We start from the raw sequence: 4,542 nt of genomic DNA, 5'->3' as shown, positions 1-4,542 counted from the left end.
TTGAGGTTGATCTGATCGGTTACCGGGTTAGGGTACAATTGCACATCACTTAACAGTTTATCATCCGGCCGGGATACGCTTAACTTAACATTTGAAGTAACAGCAGGCTTTAACGGGGGAAGCGAAAGGTGCAGGCCATTCTTTAAATAAGATGTTTTAGCAGTCTTATTTTTACCTCTAAGATACACGGTATCAGACTTTAGCGTATGCCCATCAACAACAAAGGCGAAGTTCATGAAAATTGCCATCGCAATTATCACGACCCACGTGTAGGTATAAACATAAGAATATGTAAAATTTCGCCTCATTATTTAGTATAATTCTACAAAAGTATAAATAATGCCCTCATCCCATTAAATAATAATGTTTTTGTAAATCTTTTTAACAAATTTTAACAAAATGTGTAACCTTATTGTATGGTAGACACATTATTTCCTTATACGTTTAATCAGTATAATGGTTTAACCAAAAAAATTAATATTTTTGCCATCTCTAAATCATAAAAGTGTCAAATCATAAAGATCTGCATAAACTGTCGGCCGCTGGCTTTTTGATCAGTTTAGGAATAATTTACGGTGATATTGGTACCTCCCCATTATACGTATTCAAGGCCATTGTTGGTCAACGTCAAATTTCAGAAACATTAATTCTTGGAGGTGTTTCACTCATTTTTTGGACATTAACCCTGCAAACCACTTTAAAATACGTGGTGATAACTTTAAGGGCCGATAACAAAGGTGAAGGTGGTATTTTTTCGCTGTTCTCCTTAGTTAGGCGTAAAGCAAAATGGCTTATTGTGCCAGCGGTTGTGGGCGGTTGTGCCCTCCTTGCCGATGGTATCATTACCCCGCCAATTACCATATCATCGGCTATTGAAGGTTTGCAAACGTATTATCCGAACTTACCAACAGTGTACGTGGTGATGGCCATTATTACGGTACTATTTATCATACAGCAATTTGGCACATCGCTGGTGGGTAAGGCATTTGGGCCTATTATGTTCCTGTGGTTTACCATGATGGGCGTTTTGGGTATCATTTATATTGTGCATGATCCATGGGTCATCCGTTCTTTAAACCCATACTATGCGTTCAAATTGCTTACTTCAAGCTCAAGTGATGGTGCGTTCATCATATTAGGTGCGGTTTTCCTGTGTACAACGGGTGCCGAGGCTTTATACTCTGATCTTGGCCATTGCGGTAAAGCTAACATCCGCGTAAGCTGGGTGTATGTAAAAATATGCCTGATCTTGAATTACCTGGGCCAGGCAGTTTGGCTGTTGCAGCGTAATGGCCATGTTATGGACCTTAACGCTCAAAACCCTTTTTATCAAATTATGCCCCAGTGGTTCCTTATATATGGTATCGGCATCGCTACCGTGGCCGCTATCATTGCCAGCCAGGCACTTATATCCGGATCGTTCACGCTTATCGCCGAGGCTGTAAGGCTTAACCTTTGGCCAAAAGTGAAGATCAATTATCCATCTGAGCAAAAAGGACAGCTGTATGTGCCCAGCGTTAACTGGCTGCTTTGGGCAGGCTGTTTAGGCGTGGTGCTGATTTTCCAGCATTCAGACAAAATGGAGGCTGCTTACGGTTTAAGTATCACCGTAGCCATGCTCATGACCACCATATTGGTATCCAAATTCCTGAAACGCAAAAAGGTTCCAAACTATATTATCAATACGTTTTTGGTGGTCTACCTGCTTATTGAAGGCACCTTCCTTACCGGTAACCTGCATAAATTTTTAGATGGTGGCTGGTTTACCCTATCAATTGGCTTTGTGCTGTTCACCGTAATGTGGACCTGGCATACCGCCCGTAAGATCAGGAACCGCTATGTTAAGTTTGTTGAGATCGAGGATTATTTTGATATTATTACCGAGTTAAGTCTTGACGAAAGCGTACCTAAATACGCTTCGCAACTGGTATACTTAACCAGTGCCAACTTTAACTCAGAAATTGAATCAAAAATTGTTTACTCTATACTGCAAAAGCAGCCTAAACGTGCCGACGTTTACTGGCTGGTACACGTTGATGTAGTGGACGAGCCTTACAAACGCGAATATGAGGTTGACCACCTGGTACCAAACAAACTCATCCGCATTGACTTTAAACTCGGTTTCCGTGTTGAACAGCAAATAAACCTGCTATTCAGAAAAGTAGTGGAAGACCTGGTTAAAAAAGGAGAGGTTGATATTACCAGTACCTACAAATCACTGAACAAACACAAAATTGTGGGCGATTTCCGCTTTGTGGTAATTGAGAAGATCTTCTCCCGTTCGCACAACCTGTCGTTCGTTGAAAGGTTTATTATGGATTACTACAAGCAGCTTAAAAAAGTGAGCTTATCCGAAGAGCGCGGTTTTGGCCTCGACCTGAGCTTTGTAACGGTTGAGAAAGTACCGCTGGTACTTGCCATACCTGAAGCAATTGAAATTCATCGGGTTAATTAAAACATATCCATTAAAAAAAAGAAAAGCCGTCCGGATTTCCTGGCGGCTTTTCTTTTTTATTATGTATATTGTCCCAATGTAGCCATTTCTCAATCTAATCTACTTCTTAGGGCTATTATCTGGTTTCAAAATATTTACCTTTTTTGGCGTTTTCGATCGTTTGGTTTAACCTTTGTTCATTGGGGTTAGTCTTTAGGCAATGATCTAAAAATGGCAGCGTAAGTTTTTTGTCCCAGCCCGAACAAGCAAGTATCAAACCATATCTTGGGTCAACAAAATTTCTTTCGTATCCGACCCGATCTCTGTGAAGATGCAAGTCCCATCCAAGGGTTATAAGTTCTGAAATTTGTGAAGCAGGAGGCAACATGCGATCTACCCCCAGTACAAGTAAAGCGCCGTCTACCGTCGATAAACCTCCATTCTTCAATAAATTGATCACTGGAACGGCGTCGTTAATAGATTGTCTTTTTAATCTCACGTAGGTTTGTGCCGCAGCATATGTAATCATATCATGAGGATTATTATTTAAAACAATACTATCTATTAAACCAGAGGAAGGTAAATGCCGCATTTTACCCAAGGAAATTATCATCTCAACCTTTGTTTCCCAGGTATTTTTTCTCATTTCGAGGTTCAATGCTTCGAACAATGGTTCACCAAACTCTTCAAGATTTTTTTCCCCTATCTCTTTCGCAGCCTTTCTCCGATTGTCTGATTTTGTTGATCTGAGATTTTCCAGTATTTCGATGCTTAGCATAAATCTTTTATGTCGTATTAATATAGCTCAATCACGATCTGCCACTGGTTTAGCGCAGCGTAACCCGTGGTAGATTATTGATTGTTTTTTGAAAGATTTTAGGTGCTTTTGTCCCACGCCATCCGCATATACTTCCTTACTTCATCATTGATATCTTCCTTAAAATACATCCTGAAGTAATGATTATACTGATTGGTACCAGGCACCTGTTTTATTTTACAGAAGCACAGGTTATCATCATAAACCTTATCAAACGGAAAAACCACATCAATAAAGTTTTTACCCAGTTGGGTAACATAAGCAAAGTTCACCCTTGCCCCTAAACCGATCATGCTTTTGGTAGGGTAAACTTTAACCGGACCAATTTGAAGATACTCATCAACCAAATGGTCAAAAAGGGCAATAGTATGTGGCGATTTTCCGCTTAGCGCTTCTGATAGTTCCCTGTCACGACATGAATGCACCTGGTTGGTGGCAGTAAATTCACGTTCGCATAAGGGGCAGGTCCACATGATATTTATGCCGTTTTAGCTTCTCTGCCTAACACGCTATTTTTATAGCTGTAGGTAGCATAAATTACCAGGCCTATTACCAGCCATATCAAAAACCTGAGCCAGTTGGTATAGCCAAGCTCGGTCATGAGGTAAAAACAGCTCATGAGCCCTAAAACCGGGATAAGCGAAAAGTTTTTAATAAAGCTGTAAACCGCTATGATGATGATCAGAATAAAGAAAAGATAGTTAGGGAAATTGTACAGAAAACCATTAATGCCAAGGTTATATTTTTTAGCATCGCTGATATCACTTGTTTGCCTTACTGCAGTATTGAATTTATCTTCCTCAATATCCTTAAAATATTTCTTAGCCGAATCAGGCTGGGCGGCTACGTGGGTGTTGTAAAGCTGATTGGTGGTTTTAAGCAGGCTCAACTTATCATTGTTATCCAGGTTATCAATGATGTCGCTCCGGTCTTTCAGTTTTTTAAACTGCATCATTTCAACCTGGGCAGCCGGCTTAAACCAGGCAACCGAGCCCAAAATCACAAGCGTGATAATTGGTATAATGAATTTACCATTTACATAAGGCAGGTGAAATTTACCTTTAACCGCTTCTTCGCGCGGAAGCAATAACACACCGCCGCAAACCAGTACAAAGGCAAAAAGGGTACCTATACTGGTCAAATCGGTAACTTCGGTAAGGTTCATAAATAACGCGGGAACAGCAACCACAAACCCGGTTACCACGGTTGCAAAGGCCGGCGTTTGATATTTTGGATGGATACGCGAAAAAGCTTTAGGCAACAAACCGTCGCGGCTCATGCTCATCCAGAT

The 4,542-nt window shown here is 40.7% G+C and carries 4 protein-coding genes and 1 pseudogene; 1 reads left to right on the top strand and 4 read right to left on the bottom strand.

What is annotated here, in order from left to right:
- Positions 1–236 (bottom strand): annotated as a pseudogene (locus VF500_RS00525) (hypothetical protein); the annotation flags it as partial.
- A 269-nt stretch (positions 237–505) separates the two neighbouring features.
- On the opposite strand from VF500_RS00525, the gene VF500_RS00520 reads away from it, so the two are divergent.
- Positions 506–2,455, top strand: a complete 1,950-nt coding sequence (locus VF500_RS00520) for a KUP/HAK/KT family potassium transporter (RefSeq protein WP_330857801.1) — start codon at positions 506–508, stop codon at positions 2,453–2,455.
- 115 nt (positions 2,456–2,570) lie between these two features.
- On the opposite strand, the gene VF500_RS00515 is transcribed toward VF500_RS00520, so the two are convergent.
- The 3 genes from VF500_RS00515 to VF500_RS00505 all read right to left on the bottom strand — a co-directional run.
- On the bottom strand, positions 2,571–3,212 hold the full coding sequence (locus tag VF500_RS00515; RefSeq protein ID WP_330857800.1) for a hypothetical protein: 642 nt from the start codon (positions 3,210–3,212) through the stop codon (positions 2,571–2,573).
- Between the two features lie 98 nt (positions 3,213–3,310).
- Positions 3,311–3,724 carry a DUF5655 domain-containing protein gene (locus VF500_RS00510; protein WP_330857799.1) on the bottom strand — a complete coding sequence of 138 codons (414 nt, stop codon included), beginning with the start codon at positions 3,722–3,724 and terminating at the stop codon, positions 3,311–3,313.
- A gap of 5 nt (positions 3,725–3,729) precedes the next feature.
- A partial coding sequence (locus VF500_RS00505) for an amino acid permease C-terminal domain-containing protein (RefSeq protein WP_330857798.1) occupies positions 3,730–4,542 on the bottom strand: 813 nt, incomplete at its 5' end.

Source organism: Mucilaginibacter sp. (assembly GCF_036383575.1).
GTDB lineage: Bacteria > Bacteroidota > Bacteroidia > Sphingobacteriales > Sphingobacteriaceae > Mucilaginibacter.
Note: the sequence above shows the minus strand (reverse complement) of the source record. Positions and strands in the feature narration are given on the sequence as shown.